The sequence below is a fragment of the Bacillus sp. DTU_2020_1000418_1_SI_GHA_SEK_038 genome, from assembly GCF_032341175.1.
Taxonomy (GTDB): Bacteria; Bacillota; Bacilli; order Bacillales; family Cytobacillaceae; genus Cytobacillus.
Window position 1 is genome coordinate 2,387,429 of the sequence record NZ_CP135435.1, and the last position, 22,690, is coordinate 2,410,118.

The following is a 22,690-nucleotide window of genomic DNA, read 5'->3' on the forward strand; positions in this document are numbered from 1 at the left end:
TAAATTTTAGGAAAAAAATGAAAAGGACCGAACATGATTGATTCATGCCCGATCCAATAGCTGAGTTTATAGGCTTCATTTTTTTAATTGTTATTCCACACTATTTAAGAATGCACGTATCACCTTCAAAAATTCTGCCTCTTCCTCTATATAAGGCATATGAGCACTGTTCTCAAACACATGGAATTTCGCTTTCGGAGTGAGTTTGCTGAAATATTCCGTTGATTGTGGAGTTGCTTCATCATAACGGCCACATGTATATAGTGCTGGGATATGAATTTCATTCAAACGAGCCGTGCAATCAAAGTTTTTCAAATTACCGGTAACATGAAATTCTGATGGTCCCCACATGATATTGTACACTACTGGATTTTTGTACTGTGCTCCCTGTTTTAAAAATTCCGGGAAAGGATCAAGACGGCAGACGAACCGCTTGTTAAATTCTGTAGTTGCCTCTTGGTACTCTTCTGAATCGGTTGTCCCATTTTGCTCACATTCCCTTAGCGTAGCTTGAATATCTTCCGGCAATAAGGAGCGATTTCGTTCTTGATCCTCTGCCCAAAGCGGTGCGCTTAAACACGGACTTGAAAAAATGACACTCTTGACTCCCTCAGGTATTGTTAATAAATAAGCAGCAGCTAATGTCGTCCCCCATGAATGTCCAAGAATGTGCATATCATCAAGTGATAGAGCTTTTCTGATCTGCCCCAATTCCTCAACAAAGCGATCAATCGTCCATAATGATTCATCATTAGGCCGGTCTGACTTCCCACAGCCCAATTGATCATAAAAAAGAACCGGTCGCTCATCCGCCAGTACTCTTAATCCTTGCAATGAATAATGTGACGAGCCAGGGCCTCCGTGTAAGATGATCACTGGTGTTTTCTTTGAGTTGCTATCATGATACTGATACCAGACCTTTCCGCCCGTTACTTCAATAAACCCTTCTTGGATTGCCATATCCTTATCCCCCTAAAGCTTTAGCGTTTTGAAGGGGCCGATTATGAATCATTGTACTTCAGACCCGGCCCCTTCTCCCATTATAAATCGTGACAGGGTTCCTGTCCCTCTGTTACGCCTTATACAGGGTAAACTCCGTGCTTGCGCTCAGTGAATACGAGATATTTTGACATATAAACATCCAGTCTAGCTGCGAGTTCCTCTCGCAGATGGTTTGGCTCAACAACATCATCAATAATCAATTCGGAAGCGAGTCTGTAAATATCGATATCTTCACGGTATTCTTCACGCTTTTCGGCAATAAAGGCAGCTCTTTCCTCTTCCGGAAGTTCAGCGATTTTATTCGCATAAACGGCATTGACCGCGGCCTCAGGACCCATAACGGCAATTGAAGCTGTCGGAAGCGCAATACAGCAGTCCGGTTCAAAAGCAGGACCTGCCATTGCATATAATCCAGCCCCGTATGCCTTACGGACAATAACAGTCATCTTCGGAACAGTCGCTTCACTCATCGCGGAAATCATTTTCGCCCCATGGCGGATGATTCCTGCTTTTTCCACATTTGTACCAATCATAAAACCTGGCACATCAGCAAGGAACAGGAGCGGAATATGGTAGGCATCACAAAGGTTGATAAATTTCGCTGCCTTATCTGCACTGTCATGGAAGAGTACCCCGCCTTTAACACGCGGCTGGTTAGCGATGATCCCAATTGGCTGTCCATTAATCCTACCAAGACATGTAATTAACTCAGCGGCAAACAGCTTTTTGATTTCACACATGGATCCCTCGTCAATTAAGCGATCAATCAGCTGATACATATCAAACGGCGCATTTTGGTTTTTCGGAATCAGTTCCTCAATTGTTTTTTCGAATGTTGCTGGTGCTTTTGCTTCCGCTTTTGCAGGCTTTTCGGAAAAATTATTAGGGAAATAAGTTAAATATTTGCGGGCATAGGCAATGGCTTCTTCCTCGGTTTTTGCAAGCACATCTCCACAGCCAGAAATAGAGCAATGCATTTTGGCGCCGCCCATTTGCTCAAGCGTTACTTTTTCACCGATTACCATTTCAGCCATGCGTGGGGATCCAAGGTACATGGAGGCATTACCTTCAACCATGACGACAATGTCACAAAATGCTGGGATGTATGCACCACCAGCTGCTGAAGGTCCAAACAATAAGCAAATTTGTGGCACTTTTCCTGAAAGCTTAACCTGATTGTAAAAAATTCTTCCCGCCCCTCTGCGTCCCGGAAACATTTCAAGCTGATCAGTGATACGGGCACCGGCAGAGTCAACTAAATAAAGAAGCGGACAGCGAAGCTTTTCAGCTGTCTCCTGAATGCGAATAATTTTCTCTACCGTTCTTTTTCCCCAGGAACCGGCCTTAACGGTCGAGTCATTCGCCATTACACAAACAGTGCGTCCATGGATTTTACCAATTCCAGTGACAACACCGTCAGCCGGCAGATCTCCAGCAAGGATATTGGCAAACATCCCATCCTCTGCCTGCAAACCATTATCAAACAGCATATTCAGGCGCTCACGAACAAAGAGTTTCCCTTTCTCCTGGTTTTTTTCATGGTATTTTTCATGTCCGCCCTGCAGGACAGAATTCTTTTTTATTTGATATTCGGACTTTGCTTCAGTTTCGTTCATCTTGCACCCTCCTTAAATTTCTACAACTGCTGAACCTAATAAGACTGCCTCAACAGAATCGATTCGAAGTAACATGCCACTTACGGAACTCCATATACCACTTTTTCAGGTTATGGTAGAAGTTTTTAATTTATATTTGTATAGCAACTGTTTTCTACTAAATTTAATCAAAACATGAGTTATGATCTTTTTATAGTGAGTGTTTTCTACTTGGGCCATTCAAAATGCGCGTTATGAGTGTTTCATTGTGCGTGTTTTCCGCTGAAACTCATCTAAACGCTCTCCATGAACACTTCATAGTGCGCGTTTTTTCGCTGAAACTCATCAAAATGCTCTCCATGAACGATCCATAGTGCGCATTTTCGGCTGTGCCCCATCAAAATGCTCTCCATGAACAATCCATAGTGCGCGTTTTCGGCTGTGCCTCATCAAAATGCTCTCCATGAACGATCCATAGTGCGCGTTTTCGGCTGTACCTCATTAAAATGCTCTCCATGAACAATCCATAGTGCGTGTTTTCGGCTGTACCTCATCAAAATGCTCTTCATGAACGATCCATAGTGAGCGTTTTCGGCTGAACCTCATCAAAATGCTCTCCATGAACAATTCAAAGTACGTCTTTTCACTCGAACACTATTAAAAATACCGTCAATCACGAGATGCACTCTTACTCTTCCGCGTGAAATATATCCATCTGCCGACTTTTTAATCGCTTTCCAAGTGTTCCTTCAATCAGCAGGGCCGATTTTAAAAGTTGATCAAGGTTGATCCCTGTTTCAATCCCCATTTCATGAAGCATATACAACAAGTCCTCTGTAGCGACATTTCCTGATGCACCTTTCGCATAAGGGCAGCCGCCCAATCCGCCAATCGCACTGTCAAAAATGGTAATGCCCATTTCAAGGGATTTGACTATATTGGCAAGTGCCGTTCCCCTTGTATCATGGAAATGCATTGCAAGCTTTCCTGAATCAAAATGCGGCAAAAGCTCTTCCAAAAGGGATTCCACCTGACTTGGCACGCCAACCCCAATCGTTTCACCGAGCGAAAGCTCATCAATGCCCATCGAAAACAGTCGGTCCGCCACTTCCCTAACCTTTGATGGGGCAATGGCCCCATCATACGGGCAGGCAATCACTGTAGACACATAGCCTCGAACAGATTTTCCAGCCTGCTTTGCTTCTTTGACTACTTCCTCAAGAATAGGATATGTTTCTTCCATTGACTTATTGATATTGCTCCGGTTATGCCCCTCGCTTGCGGACATAAAGACGCTCACTTCATCGACTTCGGCTTCAAGCGCACGTTCAAGTCCTCTAAGATTAGGAACAAGGGCGGCATATGTGACGCCCTGTTTTCTTTTTATCGTCTTAAGCACATCATAGGCATCCGCTAGCTGAGGAATCCATTTAGGGTGGACAAAAGAGCTGACCTCGATGTAGGAGAGCCCCGTTTCTGATAGAGAATCAATCCATGAGATTTTATCTTCCGTAGGAACGAGCATTTTTTCATTCTGCAATCCATCCCGAGGTCCTACTTCTTTAATTATGACTTTTTCTGGAAGTTTCAACATTTCACCCCCTGGATGCTTTTTTGACCGTTCTTCAAGTCCACTCTAATTTCGCATAGCAAGCCAGTGGACCATAATCAACCTACTCAGTTTCTACAAGCAAATCAGAGTCGTTAACAAATTCCCCTTCCTGGGCATGGACCTTTGTCACGATGCCATCTTCCTCAGCTGCAATCGGAATTTCCATTTTCATGGACTCAAGGATGACTACGTCTTGACCCGCCTTCACCTCGTCACCTTCTTTAACTAATACCTTCCAGACATTTCCAGCCATACTTGCTTCGATTTTCGCCATCTGTCATTTCTCCTCACTTAGTTGATGTAATGAACGGTAAATAATATTCGTTTACAAATTGGGTCGTAGTGTAACCTGATAAAAACTGCTCATGGGTTACAGTTTTAAGCAGCATCGGGATATTTGTCTTTATTCCAACAATTTTATAATTTTCAAGAGCCGTCTTCATTCGTGCTGCAGCCTCATCCCTTGTTTCGCCCCATGCTATCAATTTAGCAATCATCGGATCATAAAAGGGTGTCACTTGAGAACCTGCTTCAATTGCACATTCATTCCTGATTCCTTCACCGTGAGGCAGCTGGAATTCGGTTATTTTTCCAGGTGATGGGAAGAAGGTGTTTGGGTCTTCTGCATAGATTCTGACCTCAATGGCATGCCCCTTCCGTATTACCTCTTCACGGGTAAAAGAAAGCAGTTGACCCGTTGCCACTTTCAGCTGTTCCTCGACAAGATCGAGTCCGGTAATTTCTTCTGTAACCGGATGCTCAACTTGCAATCTTGTATTCATTTCAAGAAAATAATAATTTTGTTCCTTATCTACTAAGAACTCAATCGTGCCTGCGTTTGAATAGCCAATATGCTTTGCTGCTAAAACAGCTGAATCCAGCATTTTCAAGCGTGTATCTTCGCTAATAAAAGGGGACGGTGCTTCTTCAACTACCTTCTGATTGCGGCGTTGGATAGAGCATTCCCTCTCCCAAAGCGGGACAACATTTCCATACGTATCAGCCAGGATTTGAACTTCAATATGATGTGGCTCTGGAATATATTTTTCTAGAAACATAGCCCCATTGCCAAAAAAGGACTCAGCCCGCTTTTTATTGCCAGCGAAAGCTTTGACAAGCTCTTCCTCCGAATGAACGAGCTGCATACCAATCCCACCGCCGCCTGCAGATGCCTTCAGCATAAGAGGATAACCGATCTTTTCGGCAGCCAATTTGGCTTCCTCTTCGTCCGCAAGGGCAGTGTTGATCCCTTCAATAATCGGAACTCCGGCTTCCTTCATCATCTTACGCGCTTCGATTTTGCTGCCCATTGAAGCAATTATTTCAGGTGCTGGGCCGATAAAAACAAGGCCTTCATTCTTGCATCTAGCTGCAAATGCCGCATTTTCCGATAAAAGTCCGTAGCCTGGATGAACGGCCTCTGCCCCACTTTCTTTAGCAACCCGAATTATTTCGTCCACATTCAAATAACTCTGGTTTACTTGTGGCTTGCCCACACAATAAGCTTCATCCGCGTTTCGAACAAAAAGGGAATCGGCATCAGCCTCTGAATAGATGGCAACTGTTTTAATTCCAAGCTTTTGGCATGTACGGATCACCCGTAAAGCGATTTCGCCGCGGTTTGCGATCAATATTTTTGAAAACAAGAACATCACTCCTTCCGGTTGCTGGATTAATCGTTGTTATAGGGCACTTGCCCACAGCACTTAATTAAATGGTTAATAGATTTATAGATTGCTCGCGAAGCTTGAACTTTTGGATTTTCCCGGAAGCGGTCATAGGGTAGGCATCTGTGAAATAGATATATTTAGGAATCTTGTGGCGTGCCACTTTGTTTTTAAAATATTCTTTGATTTCTTCAGCAGTTGCCGTTTCGCCATCCTTCAAAATCAGCCAAGCCATTACTTCTTCGCCATATTTCTCATCAGGAATCCCGATTACTTGGGCGTCAAGCACCTTCGGATAGGTGTAAAGATACTCCTCAATTTCCCGTGGATAGATGTTCTCTCCCCCACGAATAATCATATCCTTCAGGCGACCTGTAACCCGGCAATAGCCATTTTCATCCATAACAGCTAGATCACCAGTATGCAGCCAGCCATCTTCATCAATGGCCTCCCTCGTTGCATCATCATTCCTGTAATAGCCCTTCATCACATGGTAGCCCCTCGTGCAAAGCTCGCCTTGCTGATTAGCCAGCAGTTCGTTGCTTGTTCCAGGTTCTACAATCTTTACTTCCACATTCGGAAGAGCTCTGCCAATCGTTTCTACCCGCAGCTCGATCGGATCATCTGTCCGAGTCTGTGTTATGACCGGAGATGCTTCGGTTTGGCCGTAACAAATCGTAATTTCCGTCATATTCATTTTGTTCATAACCGCCTTCATCACTTCAACCGGACAGTTAGAACCAGCCATCACACCAGTACGAAGTGTAGAAAGGTCATATTTTGCAAAATTAGGATGATTGAGCTCAGCAATAAACATTGTCGGTACCCCGTGAAGTGCTGTGCATTTTTCCATTTCAACTGTTCGAAGCACCGTTTCAGGGTCGAATTCTTGAACAGGGACCATCGTTGCCCCAACACTGACACAGGCTAGCGTACCAATGACACACCCGAAACAATGGAAAAATGGAACAGGAATACAGAGCCGATCTTCTTTCGTGAGCTCCATGCACTTTGCAATGTTATACCCATTATTTGTTAAATTACTATGTGTCAGCATGACTCCTTTTGGAAAACCGGTCGTGCCAGATGTGTATTGCATATTGATAACATCATCTGGCTCCAAAGTGGCCATTCTCTTCTTTAATTCTTCATCAGTGATCTGACTAGCCATTTCAATGATATCGGACCAGTTAAAAGCCCCATCATACTTCTTGTCACCAAGGATAACTACGTTTTTCAATAATGGAAGTCTCTTCGACTCGAGCTTTCCAGGTTCAGATGTTTTCAGTTCTGGACACAGGTCATAAATAGTATCAATATAAGAGTTTCCTCTGTAATCTTCAATTAAAAATAGAGTAGTGCTGTCTGATTGTTTTAAAAGATATTCAAGTTCTGAGGAGCGGTAGTTCGTGTTGACCGTAACTAAAACAGCACCCATTTTTCCTGAGCCAAATTGCAGGCTTACCCATTCCGGTACATTTGTCGCCCAAACAGCAACGTTTTCTCCCTTTTGAACACCTAGTGCCATTAAGCCCTTTGCTACCTGCTCACATACATCATTAAACTCACGGTATGAGTAGCGCAGGCCCCGGTCGGGATAAACAAGGGCATCATGGTCTGGCATTTCCTCTGCTCTGTCTGCTAAAAGCTGTCCTACACTTTTTCGGATCAATTCGGTCATCATTATTCCTCCTGCCTATTAACAACCTAAATGGCGCGCAATGACCAAACGCTGGATTTCGGACGTCCCTTCCCCGATTTCCATTAATTTGATGTCGCGCAAATGGCGTTCAACATCATATTCTTTCATATAGCCATAGCCGCCATGAATTTGGATTGCCTGGTTGCAGACGCGGAAACCTGCCTCTGATGCATACAGCTTAGCAAAGGCGGATTCCTTGCCAAATGGTTTACCCTGATCCTTAAGCCATGCTGATTTGTAAACCATATTGCGGGCCAATTCAATTTCCATCGCCATATCAGCCAATTTAAACTGAATCGCCTGAAAGTTAGAAATGGATTTCCCGAACTGCTGCCTCTCCTTTGAATATTGAAGGGCTTTCTCATAAGCAGCCTGCGCTATGCCAACAGAAAGGGCTGCTATCGAAATTCTTCCGCCATCTAGCGTATATAAAAATTGGCTAAAGCCTTTTTTCTCATCGCCAAGCAAGTTTTCCCTCGGAACTCGCACATTTTCAAGAACAATTTCACACGTATTGGATCCCCGGACCCCCATCTTGTCATAATTGCAGGAAATCCTTACTCCCGGTGCATCCGTTGGCACGATAATTGCAGAAACAATATTGCGGCCGTTGTCTTTTTTCCCAGTGACAGCGGTTACAATTACTTGCCTAGAATAACCAGCATTTGTAATCCAGCATTTTTCACCATTAATGACCCACTCGTCACCATCAAGCACAGCTCTTGTTCTAGTTCCGCCAGCATCAGACCCTGCATTTGGCTCCGTCAAACCAAAGGCACCCATCGTTTCACCTTTCGCCATCGGCACAAGCCATTCCTGCTTTTGTTCCTCAGTTCCGAAATAATAAATTGGGCTCGCTCCAAGACTGGTGTTTGCTGCATAGCTTAATCCAGTTCCTCCGCATGCTCTCCCAATTTCCTCCACTGCGATGATATAGGACATCGTATCCCCGCCAGCACCGCCGTATTTTTCAGGAAAAGGAATGCCCAGTAAACCAAGTTCCCCTAGCTTTTTAAAAGTTTCATAGCGCATTTGCGAAGTTTCATCCACTTCTTTTGCATATGGCTTGATTTCTTTCTCTGCAAAATCCCTTACCATTTCCTTAAGCATTTGCTGTTCATTCGTTAATTCGAAATTCACGTTTTTTCCTCCTCTTTTTAAAGACCGACCAGTTGGTCTGCATAGAGTTTAGATAATGCTTCGAATTGGGATCATGTTGTGCGGATCTTTTGTACTGGCTGTTCCAATTGAAAATACCGACTAGTCGGTCTGTCCTTTGTTTTTTAATAGCCAGCTAGAATGATAGAGGCTGACTTTTGAGTAAATATGTGTTGACTGCTTCATCCTTCATGCCCTTTTCCGTTAAAAGTGAATGAAGTATCAAGTCATTAAAGACCAGTGCAATTTCATCAATCGACAGTGGACCTTCTTTGCTAAACCATTTGTATGTCCAGTTAATCATGCCAATAATTGACATCGTTGAGATTTCAGCCGGAACTTCAGAGCGAAAATCGCCGTTTACTTGCCCTTCCTTAATCACTTGAACGATTATTTTCCGGTACTCATCACGCTTTTCATTAATTTTCTGATAAAAGTCTCCAACTAAATAAGTGCTTTCCTGGTAAAAAACTGTAATATGAGGTTTGTATAAATCAAATACTTTTGTAAAAGATTGAATGATGGCACATAAGCGAGAAACAGGTGTATCAAAATTATCATATGCTTCTCTGGCTTTATCGAGAACATAGGAGATAAAAACATCGTGGATGTGATAAAGCAATTCATCTTTCGATTTAAAATTGTGATAAAACCCCCCTTTGGACGTCCCGCACTCATCAACAATTTGACCAACAGTCACTCCGTGGTAACCATGCTTTTCAAACATAACGAGTGCCGTCTCAACAATCCTTTCCTTGAGTGGCAGCTTCTTCATATACATCATCCTTTGAAAAATATAGTAACATAGCAGATTAGAAGTATCAATTGAAATTTCAGAAAAGACAATAATATTCAGAAAAGAACAACGACGGGATAAAGAAAGTCGCTGCGAATGTGGGTTTTTTTGGGTTAATGACAGAATGGCTACGATAATACCATTTTATAAAAAAGTTAGAATTTAATAGCGATCTTCCCTTATAGACATTATACAGCCTGTACCTAGATTTACTTTGATTGAAAACAACTCTAAATAATTTTTAATAATAAGGAAAAAATAAACTTGTCATGTTTAAAAAGGAATTTTCACTAATAAATTACCACTAATTTTAGAAATAGCCTTGAAAGGCGGTCTTAAATACCATGGGTATAAAAAAAGTTAAACTATGGACTAACCAATATGTAATTATTATTTTATTGTCTTTAGTAATGTTTTGTGCTTTTTATATGATTACAGCAGGTTTCCCCATTTTTGTATCAACTATTAGTGATAACCCTGCGATTGCAGGAATCATGACCACTACCTTAATGTTGGCATCACTCATTACGCGCTTCTTTGCAAGTGTCATTATCCAAAAAGTGAATATGAAATTGCTGCTTATTATTTCTCTCCTTTATTTTTTGGGTACAATCGGTCTCACTTTTGTAAACCAATCAATCGGATTTTTAATATTCATTCGAGCACTACAAGGTATCGGATTTAGTATGCTTACGATTTTAGTCTTTACAATATCAAGTAATATTGTTCCTAAATCTCGGTTAGGTGAGGGCATTGTTTTTTTCGCAATGTCTACAAGCGTTGGGACGACAATTGGGCCACTAATCGCAATTTCCTATCTCGCAAATTATTCATTTAGGTCGATGATGATGATAACTCTCGGACTTATGTGTTTTTCACTTGTGTGCAGTTTTTTCACAAAGACTTCAACGGTAAAAGAAGAAAAGGAAAGTCCTCAGGCGACAAATAATGAACCTTTTTATAAGTACATGTTCGATAAGCGTGTCCTTCTTCCATGTATTTTGGTATCGTTAAATTATATGACAATTGCAGGAACAGTTAACTTTATGGGGGCGTTTGGTAAAGAGATCCATGTTGGCGGAAGGATTTCACAGTTTTTTATCGCACAGGGGATTGCGATGGTCATTTTTCGAGCATTCTCTGGTAAAATTTTCGATAAATTCGGTCACAGAATCCTTATTATTCCAGCCGCTATTTCAGGGGCTGTAGGTTTGATTCTTTTAGGCTTTTCTACTAGTATGGTGATGGTTTTGATTTCAGGGGCATTATTTGGAATCGCGTTTGCCATCATCCATCCAATTATCCAAGCCTGGGCATTAACTCTTGTTCCACCCGAGAAAAAAGCAACAGCCAATTCTATGCTTCTTATTTTTATTGATTTTGGTTTGGCCATTGGGTCAGTTGGCCTCGGATTCTTAGCAAAAAGTGTTGGGTACGGTATGACCTTTAGTTGTTCTGCAGCTTTTATGATTATTATTTTGTTATTGTATCTAATTGGGAGCAAGAAAATGGTAACATTAGATGCTAAAAAAGATAAATCATCCTGAGCTTATAGATACAAGAATATAATAAAAACCACTTGTGATAAAATAACGGGCGTATAATCCACCTGAGCTCTTCTAGCTAAAGGTCGGATTTTTTGTTAAATTTACCCTTTACGCTATAATAAATGAATGGGCGAATTCTTGCATCTACTATTGCCCTAATTATTATTTTGTTATTTCTAAGGAGCGATCATATGATTTCACTAAGCGGAAAAACTGCCCTGATTACTGGAGCTGGCAGAGGGATTGGCCGTGCTACTGCCATTGCATTAGCAAAAGAAGGTGTCAATATCGGATTAATCGGTTTAAATATGTCAAATCTTGAAAAGGTCAGTGCGGAATTGGACCAATATGATGTGAAGGTTTCAGGTGCTGCAGCTAACGTTGCAGATCTTGAATCGGTTCAACACGCGGTTGACCATATTAAGTCCGATCTAGGAACAATCGATATTCTTATTAATAACGCGGGAGTAGCCAAATTTGGAGGGTTTCTTGAGCTAACACCAGAGGAATGGGAAAACATTGTTCGCGTTAATTTAATGGGTGTATATAATGTGACAAGAGCGATTCTACCGGACATGATTGACAGGAAATCTGGTGATATCGTAAATATCGCATCAACTGCCGGCCTGAAAGGAGCACCCGTTACAAGTGCTTATAGCGCATCCAAATTTGCAGTGCTAGGGCTAACTGAGTCGTTAATGTTAGAGGTTAGAAAGCATAACATTCGTGTAACAGCTTTAACGCCTAGCACTGTCGCTACTGACTTAGCCATTGAAAACAATCTTATTCAGGAAAATGCTGACAATGTCATGCAGCCAGAAGATCTCGCTGAGCTCATTGTTGCGGGCTTAAAGCTGCATCCGCGAGTTTTTGTGAAAACAGCAGGTTTATGGGCGACCAATCCGTAATAATACATAAAATGCACAAATTTTATTAAAATAATCCACCGGACCAGGTGGATTATTATTATTGTAATTTAATTGAAACATTAACCTTTTTCTTTAATTCCACAGAAAACCACTATAATGCTCCAATCCTAGTGGTCGCATTTGCACCAGCTTGATTTGCAAAATGAATGAACTCTTCCATTAGTACATCCGTGACGGGTCTGCCTTTTTCATGAAAACAAAATAATAACGCCGCTAGAAACGCATCTCCCGCACCAGTTGTATCTATTGCTTGTACCTCCACTCCTTTCACACATAACTCTTTTCCACCATAATAAACACATGCCCCAGCTGAACCTTTTGTAATAAATAGATATGGAATATTAAATTTACTAATCTTAATAATCGCTTCATCCATTACTTTCGATTCTGTTAAAAATAGAAGTTCTTCTTCTGTCATCTTAACTAAATCGGCTCGATTCAGGAATGAACAAATTGTGTTTCTGCATTCTTCTTCGCATCCCCATCGTTTTTGGCGGATATTTACATCAAATGCTACTAATAAATTGGTTTCCTTTGCATAATCTAGGGCCTTTTCTGTAGTCTTCCTGGCTGTTTCATGAAAAAGCGTCCCCGACCCAATATAAAAGATTTTTCCTGTTTCAAACAGCTCTTTCTCTATTTCATTTTCCGTCAGCCATTCGTCAGGTGTTGGATTCACGTATGAATGAAACACTCTATCACCGCTACTATCTTGCTGAACATACACTAAACAGATCTTCTTTGTAGAAGAACGCACACAATAATCGAGACAAACCTCCTCTTTTTTAAAGGCCTTCTCAACGAATACACTTGTTTCATCCATACCTATTTTACAAAGATAATAGGATTTTACACCTAATCTTTTCACGCCTACAGCTAAATTAACCGTTGCCCCACCGAGGAACGGCTGAAAATTTTTATTCGTTTTATCTTGAGAAATCATATCTACTATGACCTCTCCGAATGAAATAATTCCATTTTTATTCATTTTGGTTACTCCTTGGGGACTATTGATTTATTTCCTTTTTCAACAACAATGGTTATGTAAGTACATCGTTTATGAACAAAGACTGAACATGCCTGCGACATGTTCAGTTTAGTAATGATATTAGTAGAACAACTATTAACTCAGAACCTTTTTAACAACTATATCATGCAAACCGATAATATATTAACACAAATGTAGCTAGAACAAAGATAAAATTTAAAAATACAAAGATAAACTGATCGACTTTAGTATTATGCATTTTAATCGGAGGATTGTAAAAGGAAACCCCTTCAATTATAAAGACGATTAATACAATATGAATCATAAAATGACCGATAATTTCTGTCATACCAAATAACATGGTTGTCATGATAAATATAACGGTTACAACAAATCCCAAAACCCGATTCAATATTCCGACCACTAATAAATACCCAACCACGAACTCAATAAAGGCGGCCATAACAATAAATGCATCTGGCGGAAAACCAAAAGTTGGAACACTGTGGCTTGCAACGATATCTAAAGTCATCGCTGGGTATACCCACTTTTCAACTGCCACCCAGCATAGAGATAAACCCGTGCCTAAATATAAGAAAGGAAAACCAATATCCTCTAGTTTCGTATTTCCTACTAATAAGACACCAATAATGGCGACATAAAATCCGTAATCCAACATGTGGAAAATACCGTTATCAATTGTTATAAATACGAATAAGCCTAATAATAAAACTGCCCCAAGTTTTGTGGGAATATGATGTGGAATAAGCAATAATCCGATTATTACCCAAACCAGAACTATAATGCTTGTATTTTCGAGTAGAAATTCTGGCGCAAACAATGTGCCGTTTGATACTTGGATGATTAAAGAAACAGCAGTTCCATATTTCAAAATATTTCTGCTGTACTTTCTTAAGCTAGAAAGTCTTTTATCTATTTTCTTGATGGTGCTCCATTCAGTTGTTTTTGGAATAATAATCGCCAGTAGAGCCAACGCAATTGCTGCGATAATGGCTAACAAAATAAATAATGGCGATAATATATTTTCAATCGATTCTTTTAGAGGGGCAACCTCTGTGAACCACTTTACATGTGCATGCGTAAAAAACGGAGAAAATATGATGCCTAACAATAATAGAAGTTGAAATATCCTTTTCATTATAAGACTCCTCTTCTCTATATAAACAAGATGAATACATTAATAATATACCCCAATTATGATTTTTACGTATGGATTAAAACTGACTTTTATGTGAAGTTTATCACATAACAAACAGGTGACACTTGAATTCTTCTGCAAATGAACTTTGCCAGACAGTCTGTCCCTCCCTCTTTAACAAAAAGTATTTGACAAATTTGTGAACAAAATGAATAATGTATGAAAAGGGGGATGAAATAAATGGATTCTAAGTTAAAAATACTTAATGCTGCTAAATCTGTTGGTTACACAGTACTTGCAATTGGGATAGCAATTTTCTTATACGGGTTTTTTGTAAGCGATTACAGCATAGTTACAGGAATTGGTATTGGAACTGTAATGGGGGCTATTTTTATCTTCCTTATAGGGGTATTCTTCGTTGCGACAGAAGAAATGAATGAAAAAACAGATAAGGGCATCAAAATTTTTTAGCGAGATAGAACGAACACTGGTAAATCTAGGGGTAGTTTGCCATGACGATTTCATATTTAAGTACAATTCTATTAATCTTTAACGTTTACTAAAACAAATAAAGGAGCGCCATAATTGACGCTCCCTTACATATTTTATGCCATATCCCAAATCAAAATGAGTAACGTACCGAAAATGGTCACTAAGGCGATGGCAAATGCATAATAAATATTCGTATAAATCGAACCTTTGTCTCCTGTTTCACCAGCGTGCATAAAGACAACGAGTTGAACACCTGCTTGCACGAATGCTGTTATTAATAGAATGGTCATACCCATTGCAAATGATAAATCAAAGAAGTAAACAGCAAGCGCCACAGCAGTAAGAACTAACGAAAATACAAAACCAATGACTTGTTTGCGCGGGAATAATTCACTCATTTTTACATCAATCCTTTCAAGTAGACGAAGCTGAAGATGAAAATCCAAACAACGTCTAGGAAATGCCAGTAAAGTGAAAAGATAAACGCTTTATTCGTTGTTTTCGGTGTCAAACCTTGTTTTTTCACTTGGAGAATGATGAATAATCCCCAGAATAAACCAAGCGTAACGTGCGCTCCATGCGTTCCTAATGTTGTTAATAAGGCCGCAGTAAAGGCACTCGTTTGCAGACCTGCTCCAACGTGAACATAGTGTACGAATTCATAAATCTCAACGCCTAAGAAGATTAGGCCAAGAATGAGTGTGATGGCAAAAAAGGTCATCATCGCCTTTTTACGGCCAATGCGCATCGCATGAACACCAAGACCGATCGTGAAACTACTTGTTAAAAGCACGAATGTTTCAATGAGCACTGGTGCAATTTCAAAAATCTCGGCTCCTGATGGCCCGCTTCCTGTCCGATCTACTAATGTGAAGTAGGTTGCAAAAAGTGTGCCAAAGAGCATAATTTCAGCTCCAAGGAAAATCCAGAAGCCTAAAATATTCATTTGATTTTGCTCAGTACTATATTCAAGTGGAAGCGCGTGATCTATTTTCATTAGCTAGCACCTCGCAATTTTTTTTCTGTGTCTTCAACTTCTTTTACGGAAATATAAAATCCGTCATCCTTCTCAAATGAACGATGAGCCATACAAGCAAAAATACCAATCGTAGTAATGATTAATGGAATCCACATGCTAAATACAAAACAGAAGCCCCATACGAAGAAAATACTACTCATAATAAACGGAACGCCACTGCTATTTGGCATATGAATTTTTTCAATTTTATCTTTATAAATTGGTGTACCTTTTTTCTTATGATCCCATAATGGTTCAATCGAATCCACTTGCGGTGTTACGGCAAAGTTATATGATGGTACAGGGGTATGTGTAGCCCACTCAAGTGTACGAGCATTCCAAGGATCCGCACTGATATCTCTTGAAGCATAACGTGTGCTGTAATAAACGTTATAGACAATTAACGCGAAGCCAATTGCAAGTCCAATTGCCCCGGCAAATGATAGTAAGTTAAGCGGTCCAAATCCAGTTTCTTCAGAGTATGTGTACATACGGCGTGCTTGCCCATCTAACCCAGTGAAGAACATCGGGAAGAATGTCACGTTAAAGCCAATCGCGATAAACCAGAATGCCCATTTTCCGATTCTTTCACTAAGCATGAATCCGAACATTTTTGGCCACCAGTAAGTGAGACCTGCAAGCATCGCAAATACGACACCAGGAATAATTGTATAGTGGAAGTGAGCAACTAGGAACATTGTATTATGGTACTGATAGTCGGCGCTTGCCATACCTAACATAACCCCAGTTACCCCACCGATTGTGAAAATCGGAATAAATCCTACTGAATAAAGCATTGGAACAGTAAATTCAATTTTTCCTTTATACATCGTTAACAGCCAGTTAAAGATTTTAATTCCGGTCGGAATTGCAATCGCCATTGTTGTAATCGAGAAAATACTATTCGTTAATGGTCCCTGCCCCATTGTAAAGAAATGGTGTGTCCAAACTAGGAATGATAAAAACGAAATAATTACAATGGAAGCAACCATTGATTTGTAGCCATATAGATTTCTACGTGCAAAAGTGGAAATTACTTCACTGTAAACTCCGAATGCCGGTAAAATTAATATATAAACCTCTGGATGTCCCCAAACCCAGAATAGGTTCGCCCAAAGCATATCCATGCCGCCATTTGTTGTTGTAAAGAAGTTTGCTCCAAATAATCGGTCCATTGTTCCTAGAAGTAGTGCAACTGTTAGTACTGGGAAAGCAAATACAACGATAACGTTCGCAATAAACGCAGTCCATGTGAACATAGGCATCTTCATTAATGTCATGCCCGGTGCTCTCATTTTTAAAATCGTCGTGATAAAGTTAATTCCTGAAATTAATGTCCCGATCCCTGCAATCTGAATCGCTATCATATAATAATTCGTTCCTACTGATTGACTGAAATCATTTCCTGCTAGAGGGAAATATGAAGTCCAGCCTGCATCAGGAGATCCCCCGATGACGAAGGAAATGTTGAATAACATCGCACCCATAAAGAATAACCAGAAGCTTAGCGCATTAAGACGCGGGAATGCTACGTCACGAGCACCAATTTGTAATGGAACAACGAAGTTCATTAAGGCATAAATAAATGGCATCGCCATAAAAATGATCATTACCACCCCATGGGTAGTGAATACTTCATTGTAATGCTGAGCATCAAGCAGCGTATTGTCAGGTACAGCCGTTTGTGCCCTCATCATAATCGCATCTACCCCACCACGGAAAAGCATGAGGAGAGCAGCTATCAAATACATAATACCGATCTTCTTATGGTCAACCGTTGTCAACCATTCACGCCATAAGTAACCCCATTTTTTAAAATAGGTAAGACCGGCGATGATCGCGATAACGGTCAGACCAATTGCAACCATCGATGCATAAATCGCTGGACTTGGATGAGGTATGGCAAATCGATCAAAGTAATCCATATTTATTTGACTCCTTTCAGGAAATATTGATAATTTCACTAGATGTAAACTTTGAATCTAGCATTTATTTTGGTGCACAGTATTTTTTGTCATATCTTAAGGTGAATCATTCGAACTGTGATATTGTCCCACTTGTTCATGTTTTGATTCTTCATGTAATTGATTCCTGTTAATGACCAGCGTGTTGATCTTCATGAGAATCATTTGATTCCTGCTTATCACCAGCATGTTGACCTTCATGAGTATCATTTGATCCATGATTATGTTCAGGAGCAGGTCTGAATTCTAAATGTGTATTGCTAAACGTTAATTGACCAAGGTGGCCTGGTTCGAGTAATTTATCGAATTTTTCTTCTGTTAAAGGCTCTGCAGTCTCTTTCACTTCTTCTACCCATTTATCAAACTCAGTTTCAGGCATCGCTTTCACATTGAATGTGTTTTCAGCGAATCCTTTCCCGCTAAAGTTTGAATTACGTCCCATATATTCTCCAGGAACATCTGCTGCTAAGTGCAACGTAGTTACCATGTCTGACATGGCGTATTTTTGTCCTCCTAACTGTGGAATCCAGAAGGCCGTGATTGGTCCAAATGAGTATAGCTTAAATTCTAACGCCCGATCAGTCGGGATATATAGGTAGTTAACCGTTTCGATCCCTTCTTCCGGATAACTAAAATGCCACTTCCAGTTAGAAGTTGATGCATAAACAACTAAAGGCTCCTTATCTTCATATCCCTTCGGAGTAGCTTCCACCTCATACGTGGATTTTACTGTAATGACAGACAGGAAAATGATGATTATAACGGGAATCCCTACACAGATTGCTTCAACAATCGGATTTCCTTCGATATGTGGAGGTTCATAATCCTCACTTTGTTTCGATGCACGGTATTTTAGTAGAACAAATACTAGCAGAGCAAAAACCGCAATGACAATGATCGCCATCATCGCAATCGATATCCAAATGACATTGGCTGTCGTTTCGGCTTGAGGTCCTTTAGGATCTAAAACCATTAATGATTCACAACCTGTTAACACAGTGAGAATAGTAATAACTAAACATAAAAAAGCCCATTTTATTTTCATTGAGGGTGCCCCTTTCTTTTAAATTCAGCTTTGAAGCATTAAATAAAAGTTTATCTGTGATTTATATCACATTTAACAACTATCTTATTCTCATAAAACATTTAAAACAATAAATAAAGCACGATGTCACAAAATGTTCATGATATAACGGCGAGAAAATTCACAAAAAGTTCAAAGATCGCAAACAACTAATATATTCATATAATAAATACTGGCATTATAAGAAGTAAGTGGATTAAAAAGAAAAATTAATTAATGGAAATTAAAAAAGACCAAACATAGAGAAATATGTCCAGTCCATTGAAATAGGTTTCCTTTAATTTCAATATAATGAGAAACAGCCTCCCTCCCCTATAACCACGCCTCTTGTAATCTTTGAATGCCTTCTTTAATTTCTTCTATAGTAAGCCCCCCATATCCAAGGATCACCATATGTGTTTTCGGTCTTTTTATAAATGATATGGATGCCGGGTATATCCGGACCCCTCTCTCTGCTGCTTGATGGATTGCGTATTGCTCTGTTAGGTTGGGAGGCAGCTTTAGGACAATATGCAGGCCAGAATTTTCCCCAATCAACTCAAAATCTTCGGGAAGATGGTATTCTATAGCTTGTAATAATGCTTGATGTTTTTTCCGATATGTAGTGCGCATTTTGGCGAGATGGCGATCAAAATAGCCTTCTTTCATAAAATCTGCTACTGCTAACTGATCGATACGTGAAACCGTTGACTTTCTGTGAATATTATATTTTTCAAACTCTTCAACTAAAGTTATTGGCAGAATCATATAGCTCATGCGGATGGATGGAATGAAAGATTTGGAAAATGAACCAAAATAAATAACATGCTGAAGTTGATCAATCTGAGTTAATGACGGAATCGGCAGCCCATTATAGCGAAATTCTGAGTCATAATCGTCTTCAATAATAAAACTTTTATGTTCATTTGCCCATTTTAATAATTTTATTCTCCTTTCAATGGACATAATCATTCCTAAAGGAAACTGGTGGGCCGGTGTTGTATACAATAAATCTATTTTTCTATCAGGTATTGATACTCCGTAATCATCAACTGGAATGGGGATCATTTTAATAACTAAATTTGCAAGTACAGCCTTTGCCCGAATAAAACCAGGATCTTCCATGCCAACACGTATATCTAAGCCAAAAAACTGGCATATATCCTGTAGCTGCATTTGTGTTCCGCTATAAAGAAATACTTGCCCGGCTTCGCATTGAACTCCGCGAGAACGTCCCACATATTTTGCTATCTCACTGCGTAACGCCCATTCCCCTTGCCACGGACTACTCACTAAGAATGATTCTTCAATGTACCGACGAATCATCCGTTTCCAAATATGATAAGGAAAATTGGCTGTATCCACATGTCCTGAATTGAAATCAATGGGCAATTGATTATTCGGATACATGGCTAAATCCTTATTTGGTATATTTATCGTTTTAGGCAGCCATTCCTGTTCAAAAGATGATACAAAATAGCCCGACCGCTCCCGGCTCATTATATAGCCTTCCGCTAATAATTGTTCATACGCTTCGCGCACGGTATGAATACTTACACCCAGTTGAGTAGAAAGCTCGCGTTTAGAAGGAAGTTTACTATGAGCAGCTACTGTTTTATTAAGAATGGCTGTTTTAATTTGCTCATAAATTTGGATATACTTAGCCTTTCCATGCTCTAAATAAATCGGCAGTTCCATTGGCTTCTCCTTTTGGTATGGCTAATATTTTTCATTTTGGTTATTTTTATCATACCAAATTTTCATTTTAATGGAGGCAAGGAGTGATTAAATCATGGAAAATATTAATTTAGAAAATGACATTGTTTTGTTAAGAGAAATGAATCAAAATGACGTGGAAGGAATTTATGAAGCTTCACAGGATGAATTAATTTGGAAGCATATGACGTTGAACATCGCAACTAAAGGCGATGCGGTGGAATTTGTGGAAATAGCACTAAGTTTAAAGGAACAAGGGACAGAATATCCATTTGTCATCATTGATCAAAAAACAAAGGAAATCATCGGATCGACTAGATTTTTAGATTTACATTTAGAGCATAAACGATTAGAGATTGGCTATACATGGCTGAATCCAAAGTATTGGCGTACAAGTATCAATACAAATTGTAAGTATTTGCTGCTAGAATATTGCTTTGAAAAACTGAATCTTCACCGCGTTCAACTTAAAACAGATCACGAGAATTTCCGATCGCAAAAGGCCATTGAACGAATCGGTGGAAAAAAAGAAGGCATTCTGCGCAACCATATGATTCGCCAAGATGGCACTGCCCGTCATACGGTCATGTACAGTATCACGCACGAAGAATGGCCATCTGTTAAGGAACATCTCCAGCAATTACTGGAATAGTTGAGTAGTCCATTGGGGAGTTTTGGAGGAATTCCAGTTAATATGAATACTATAAAGGTTTCATGGTGCACGTTTTGGTGGAGCCGCAGTTAAAATGGTAACTATGAACGATACATAACGCGCGTTTTGGAGGAACTTCAGCTAAAACGAGCACTATGAAGACTTCATAACACGCGTTTTGGAGGAATTCCAGTTAAAACGGACACTATGAAGACTTCATAACACGCGTTTTGGAGGAGCTTCAGTTAAAACGGTCACTATGAAGACTTAATAACACGCGTTTTGGAGGAGCCGCAGTTAAAACGGTCACTATGAAGACTTCATAACACGCGTTTTGGAGGAGCTACAGTTAAAACGGCCACTATGAACGATTCATAACACGCGTTTTGGAGGAGCCGCAGTTAAAACGGTCACTATGAACGTTTCATAACACGCATTCTGGAGGAACTCCAGTTAAAACGAACACTATGAAGTCCTCATGACGCAGGTTCTGTAGGAGATCCAGTTAAAACGAACACTTTGGGGATCTTATTCCCAGGTCTCTTTCAATATATCCCTGAAAAGCTGATTAAGCTCATTTGTTGGATTCGGACCATCCCGATGTATCTTTTTTGCAAATCCTTCGAGATGTTCAATTTCTGCCAGAATAAATGAATGGAGAATATCAATGTTCAAGTCAGCGCCAAACTCTTCTCCGTTCATTTTATATTGAATTATTTTTACAACTTCATCTGCCAGCTCTCCTGGTGAAATAAGCATATCTAACAAAATATGAAAGTTAACGGGAGGTATGGTTTGAAATGTTTCAATCCATTTGGCTGCTAGAAGTGGTCTTAATACATTGATATATTTTTTATTTTTTCGTTCAATCCTTTTAAGACAGTCACGGAAATTCCCTTTTGCCATTTTTACATAATGATTGACCCCAATTACAGGCAAAAATGCATTCTGTGCTATCAACCTCATTCGGTCGATGGTTGAATAGGATTGATGATAAATAATACTAGAATGAAGCCATTCGAAAAGAGACGGATTAGATTTCCTTAACAATCTCAATGCCTTTGTCAGCTCCCAGCCACTTAAATCCAATTGATCGTCAATTGGAATTGAAACGGCATCCCGATTCGGAATTTCAATCGTATCCCTCTGTTGATCAATAGATAAATACCAATCCATCCGGTGTACATAAATGAAACGAACATCGTAGTCACTAACTTTTGACGGGAACCCCCATGCTCGGCTACCCGCTTCACATGCATAAAGGACCTTTATATCATAATCCACTTCCAGTTGATGGATTACCTGCTCGATATGGTCTAACATTTGGATGCCCCCGATCTAATCATGATTAAGTATAGTCTTGGAACAATACCTATTTTTTTAGTATGACAATATTAATGTGACATAAGCAAATATAAGGAGATCATTCAATTTCAATTCAATTAAAAAATAAAAAAATTATATTGACATATTATTTTCTGTCTGCTAAATTTACTGTAATAACAAAATCAGTGACGAGAAAGAGTAAGATAAGCAACCCTGTTCAACAGAGAATCGGTATTTGGTGAGAGCCGATGTTCAGAACTTATCCGAAAATCATCTCCGAGATGCAAAGCTGAAATCAGTAAGC

20 protein-coding genes and 1 other annotated feature (1 of these 21 only partly in view) are annotated in these 22,690 nt (G+C 39.8%); of the genes, 4 read left to right on the forward strand and 16 right to left on the reverse strand.

The window, feature by feature from the left end; genetic code table 11:
• Nucleotides 1–90: 90 nt before the first annotated feature.
• The 8 genes from RRV45_RS11825 to RRV45_RS11860 form a co-directional block, all read right to left on the reverse strand.
• A complete protein-coding gene (locus RRV45_RS11825) occupies nucleotides 91–960 on the reverse strand; it encodes a proline iminopeptidase-family hydrolase (protein WP_315664894.1) in 870 nt (289 codons plus the stop codon).
• 119 nt (nucleotides 961–1,079) lie between these two features.
• Nucleotides 1,080–2,618 (reverse strand): acyl-CoA carboxylase subunit beta, encoded by a 1,539-nt coding sequence (locus RRV45_RS11830; RefSeq protein ID WP_315664895.1) that lies wholly within the window; start codon nucleotides 2,616–2,618, stop codon nucleotides 1,080–1,082.
• Nucleotides 2,619–3,285: 667 nt separating this feature from the next.
• Nucleotides 3,286–4,191, reverse strand: a complete 906-nt coding sequence (locus RRV45_RS11835; RefSeq protein WP_315664896.1) for a hydroxymethylglutaryl-CoA lyase — start codon at nucleotides 4,189–4,191, stop codon at nucleotides 3,286–3,288.
• A gap of 79 nt (nucleotides 4,192–4,270) precedes the next feature.
• On the reverse strand, nucleotides 4,271–4,483 hold the full coding sequence (locus RRV45_RS11840) for an acetyl-CoA carboxylase biotin carboxyl carrier protein subunit (protein ID WP_315664897.1): 213 nt from the start codon (nucleotides 4,481–4,483) through the stop codon (nucleotides 4,271–4,273).
• A gap of 13 nt (nucleotides 4,484–4,496) precedes the next feature.
• Entirely contained in the window at nucleotides 4,497–5,855 is a 1,359-nt protein-coding gene (locus RRV45_RS11845; protein WP_315664898.1) for an acetyl-CoA carboxylase biotin carboxylase subunit, read from the reverse strand.
• A gap of 64 nt (nucleotides 5,856–5,919) precedes the next feature.
• Complete coding sequence (locus RRV45_RS11850) at nucleotides 5,920–7,557, reverse strand: AMP-binding protein (protein WP_315669020.1); 1,638 nt, start codon at nucleotides 7,555–7,557, stop codon at nucleotides 5,920–5,922.
• An 18-nt stretch (nucleotides 7,558–7,575) separates the two neighbouring features.
• Nucleotides 7,576–8,718 (reverse strand): acyl-CoA dehydrogenase, encoded by a 1,143-nt coding sequence (locus RRV45_RS11855; protein ID WP_315664899.1) that lies wholly within the window; start codon nucleotides 8,716–8,718, stop codon nucleotides 7,576–7,578.
• A gap of 154 nt (nucleotides 8,719–8,872) precedes the next feature.
• Nucleotides 8,873–9,511, reverse strand: a complete 639-nt coding sequence (locus tag RRV45_RS11860) for a TetR/AcrR family transcriptional regulator (protein WP_315664900.1) — start codon at nucleotides 9,509–9,511, stop codon at nucleotides 8,873–8,875.
• Nucleotides 9,512–9,876: 365 nt separating this feature from the next.
• Between RRV45_RS11860 and RRV45_RS11865 the strand changes: the two genes are divergently transcribed.
• Nucleotides 9,877–11,079 carry an MFS transporter gene (locus RRV45_RS11865; RefSeq protein ID WP_315664901.1) on the forward strand — a complete coding sequence of 401 codons (1,203 nt, stop codon included), beginning with the start codon at nucleotides 9,877–9,879 and terminating at the stop codon, nucleotides 11,077–11,079.
• A gap of 191 nt (nucleotides 11,080–11,270) precedes the next feature.
• On the forward strand, nucleotides 11,271–11,987 hold the full coding sequence (locus tag RRV45_RS11870; protein ID WP_315664902.1) for a 3-ketoacyl-ACP reductase: 717 nt from the start codon (nucleotides 11,271–11,273) through the stop codon (nucleotides 11,985–11,987).
• Nucleotides 11,988–12,099: 112 nt separating this feature from the next.
• On the opposite strand, the gene RRV45_RS11875 is transcribed toward RRV45_RS11870, so the two are convergent.
• A complete protein-coding gene (locus RRV45_RS11875; RefSeq protein WP_315664903.1) occupies nucleotides 12,100–12,996 on the reverse strand; it encodes a carbohydrate kinase family protein in 897 nt (298 codons plus the stop codon).
• Between the two features lie 163 nt (nucleotides 12,997–13,159).
• A complete protein-coding gene (locus tag RRV45_RS11880; RefSeq protein ID WP_315664904.1) occupies nucleotides 13,160–14,155 on the reverse strand; it encodes a DoxX family membrane protein in 996 nt (331 codons plus the stop codon).
• A 240-nt stretch (nucleotides 14,156–14,395) separates the two neighbouring features.
• On the opposite strand from RRV45_RS11880, the gene RRV45_RS11885 reads away from it, so the two are divergent.
• Nucleotides 14,396–14,626 carry a hypothetical protein gene (locus RRV45_RS11885; RefSeq protein WP_315664905.1) on the forward strand — a complete coding sequence of 77 codons (231 nt, stop codon included), beginning with the start codon at nucleotides 14,396–14,398 and terminating at the stop codon, nucleotides 14,624–14,626.
• A gap of 134 nt (nucleotides 14,627–14,760) precedes the next feature.
• Here RRV45_RS11885 and qoxD read toward each other — a convergent pair whose 3' ends face one another.
• The 5 genes from qoxD to RRV45_RS11910 all read right to left on the reverse strand — a co-directional run bounded on the left by qoxD (nucleotide 14,761) and on the right by RRV45_RS11910 (nucleotide 20,390).
• Complete coding sequence (qoxD, locus tag RRV45_RS11890) at nucleotides 14,761–15,045, reverse strand: cytochrome aa3 quinol oxidase subunit IV (protein ID WP_315664906.1); 285 nt, start codon at nucleotides 15,043–15,045, stop codon at nucleotides 14,761–14,763.
• 2 nt (nucleotides 15,046–15,047) lie between these two features.
• Nucleotides 15,048–15,644 (reverse strand): cytochrome aa3 quinol oxidase subunit III, encoded by a 597-nt coding sequence (gene qoxC, locus RRV45_RS11895; protein ID WP_315664907.1) that lies wholly within the window; start codon nucleotides 15,642–15,644, stop codon nucleotides 15,048–15,050.
• A complete protein-coding gene (qoxB, locus tag RRV45_RS11900; RefSeq protein WP_315664908.1) occupies nucleotides 15,644–17,590 on the reverse strand; it encodes a cytochrome aa3 quinol oxidase subunit I in 1,947 nt (648 codons plus the stop codon). Before qoxB ends, qoxC begins: the two co-directional genes overlap by 1 nt.
• A gap of 169 nt (nucleotides 17,591–17,759) precedes the next feature.
• The gene (gene qoxA / locus RRV45_RS11905) at nucleotides 17,760–18,674 is read right to left on the reverse strand and encodes a cytochrome aa3 quinol oxidase subunit II (RefSeq protein WP_315664909.1); all 915 of its coding nucleotides are present in this window, start codon (nucleotides 18,672–18,674) and stop codon (nucleotides 17,760–17,762) included.
• A 351-nt stretch (nucleotides 18,675–19,025) separates the two neighbouring features.
• On the reverse strand, nucleotides 19,026–20,390 hold the full coding sequence (locus tag RRV45_RS11910) for a MocR-like pyridoxine biosynthesis transcription factor PdxR (RefSeq protein ID WP_315664910.1): 1,365 nt from the start codon (nucleotides 20,388–20,390) through the stop codon (nucleotides 19,026–19,028).
• Nucleotides 20,391–20,484: 94 nt separating this feature from the next.
• On the opposite strand from RRV45_RS11910, the gene RRV45_RS11915 reads away from it, so the two are divergent.
• On the forward strand, nucleotides 20,485–21,060 hold the full coding sequence (locus RRV45_RS11915) for a GNAT family N-acetyltransferase (protein WP_315664911.1): 576 nt from the start codon (nucleotides 20,485–20,487) through the stop codon (nucleotides 21,058–21,060).
• Between the two features lie 528 nt (nucleotides 21,061–21,588).
• Here RRV45_RS11915 and RRV45_RS11920 read toward each other — a convergent pair.
• On the reverse strand, nucleotides 21,589–22,383 hold the full coding sequence (locus tag RRV45_RS11920; protein ID WP_315664912.1) for a nucleotidyltransferase domain-containing protein: 795 nt from the start codon (nucleotides 22,381–22,383) through the stop codon (nucleotides 21,589–21,591).
• A gap of 179 nt (nucleotides 22,384–22,562) precedes the next feature.
• Nucleotides 22,563–22,690 (forward strand) — a binding site (T-box leader) (it continues 122 nt past the right edge of the window).